The sequence below is a fragment of the Paenibacillus sp. 01T422 genome (genome assembly GCF_056398785.1).
In genome coordinates this window covers 1-1557 of sequence record NZ_JBFTQB010001178.1, presented here as the reverse complement: position 1 = coordinate 1557, position 1557 = coordinate 1, and the positions used below count along the sequence as shown (strand labels likewise).

Below are 1557 nucleotides of genomic sequence, written 5' to 3'. Positions count from 1 at the left end.
GTCCCGTAGTACACATATACATACCACAGTGAAATTTATAGGTTCCGGGTTTTAAATCTTTTAATGTAAAGAAATTATCCCCTTTTTCCAAGTAGACATCCATTCCTAATTCAGGTGATGCTACACTTTTGATACAAGTCAAGCGGCTTTGTTTTTTGAAATTTAGCTTTATCGGCACACCTGCCTGAACCTCGATATTGTTAGGATAAAAGCCGTCATCTTTCACATTTATCGTAACAACTTGAAATCCGCCTTGTTGCGTAACCGTGGGCTCTTCGGCTGATGACTCCGGCTGCTGAAAATAAAATAAAGCAAAGATAAAAAGACAAGTCATAAGAACTCCCGAAATAAGACCTATTCTTGAGAATTTCGTCATACGACTTTTCAAGCTAGTCCCTCCTTTCGAATCATAAAAAAATCAACCTAGCCAGTAAATTCCGGCAAGGTTGATTATACACCTGAACATGTAATTAGATTGTGTCCTTTGTGCTAATAATATGAATGATTGATGAAAATTTAGTATCAATCCGATGAACTACCTGTTTTATATTGCCTACCTCTACATCTTCTACGCCTCTAACTGAGAAACGGAAGTATCCAAATGAAGATTTTCTTCGGCATCTAATAACTTATATAGAAGCAACATGGAGACCGCTAAGACAACATCCATGAAAACGATGGAAAGTGTCGGATAATCCGAGATCACCATAACACCTAGCATCGCCCCCATCATGCCTCCCATCAAACCTGCTAACATGCCGTCCAAAGAGGCWAGCAGATGCAAGGACCTTCCGGATAMATAWCCAACARYCATKCCAAWGGTGACYCCAATAACRGTTGAAATGAATAATTTCTCTAACACAATWCCAGCTATTGTGCCRACWACCAGACTGGAWACCATAGCAATCGTCATAGCCGCCATCATGCCTGTCATTTTASTTAWAAYAGTYTTYTTAGCRCGTAARTGGAGAATGAGAACRACAACTACAAGCAGRACAAAAATGAGAGAAGCAATACTTGTATTCACCGTTAAMACAGAAGGCCCCATTTGGATCTCTGTCGCTGAGTCYCCGTGTTCATGCGCGGCTACAGGTAAACTGCGTGAACATRCACTTATRATCAGGAATAAACCACATATTTTTAAAAATATCCCTCGAGTTAATTTTCTCAATAGACTTCACCTCTTTTAAATAGACAATTATCCATTACTTATCGTAGAAACAACATCAAAACCTTTCATTTCTATAGCCTCTTTCAGTGAATGAATATCCATGGAGGCTTTCTCATATTCAATTTGAACGGTTTTATCGGCCAGGTTTACCCGTCCCAGAGCCCCAAGTTGTTTCAACGTATTTTCAATTGTAGTTACACAATGATTACATGACATGCCTTCAACACGAAATGTTAATTGACTCATGCTCATTCCCACCTCACCATATAATTTTGAAGAAATGAATTAACCAAGCAGCTGCTTTAAGGCCGGTACCCTACGAATAACTAATGCATCCAAAGTAAGAACAATTAGCAAAGAAATTCCAACTAGAGGAAAAATGATGC

At 38.8% G+C, this 1557-nt stretch carries 3 protein-coding genes; all 3 read right to left on the bottom strand.

Annotated elements, in window-relative coordinates:
- On the bottom strand, positions 1 to 388 hold a 388-nt coding region (locus AC1DUA_RS36915; RefSeq protein WP_477504454.1), incomplete at its 3' end, for a cupredoxin domain-containing protein.
- A 180-nt stretch (positions 389 to 568) separates the two neighbouring features.
- Entirely contained in the window at positions 569 to 784 is a 216-nt protein-coding gene (locus AC1DUA_RS36910; protein ID WP_477504453.1) for a hypothetical protein, read from the bottom strand.
- A 414-nt stretch (positions 785 to 1198) separates the two neighbouring features.
- Positions 1199 to 1417: a cation transporter gene (locus tag AC1DUA_RS36905; RefSeq protein WP_477504452.1), complete on the bottom strand. Its 219-nt coding sequence runs from the start codon at positions 1415 to 1417 to the stop codon at positions 1199 to 1201.
- Positions 1418 to 1557: the final 140 nt, after the last annotated feature.